We start from the raw sequence: 516 nt of genomic DNA, 5'->3' as shown, positions 1-516 counted from the left end.
TGGCAATATCCAATGCACCATCGACAAAGGTCAGATCATAGTTTTTATCAACGCCATTGGCTTTATTCGTATAACTGCCTGCGTCTTTAGCGGTTACAGAGGCTGTGACACCAGAAAGTACAGATTCGGTTTCGCCATTGACCAGACCTGTTACACTAAAGCCTGATGCAGTTTGATTTTTGCCGTTGTACACAGTGTTTAGACTATTTGCAGTGATTGTTGCTTTGGCTTTGGCAATATCCAAAGCGCCATCCACAAAGGTCAGATGGTAGTTTTTATCAACACCATTTGCTTTGTTCGTATAACTACCTGCATCTTTAGCGGTAACAGATGCTGTCACACCTGTCAATACCGAACTATCTTCGCCATTGACCAAACCAGTAGCACTAAAGCCTGACACTGTTTGATTTTGTCCGTTATAGGTCGTATTTAAACTATTCGCCGTTACAGTCGCTTTGGCTTTGGCAATATCCAAAGCCCCATCGACAAAGGTCAGATCATAGTTTTTATCAACGC

1 protein-coding gene is annotated in these 516 nt (G+C 42.6%); it reads right to left on the bottom strand.

The features are described from left to right. The coding region (locus ACINWC743_RS19645; RefSeq protein WP_009586660.1) for an MBG domain-containing protein at positions 1 to 516 on the bottom strand (516 nt) is incomplete at both ends.

Source organism: Acinetobacter sp. WC-743 (genome assembly GCF_000335555.1).
Classification (GTDB): Bacteria; Pseudomonadota; Gammaproteobacteria; order Pseudomonadales; family Moraxellaceae; genus Acinetobacter; species Acinetobacter bereziniae.
This window is presented reverse-complemented; position numbering and strand designations above follow the sequence as displayed.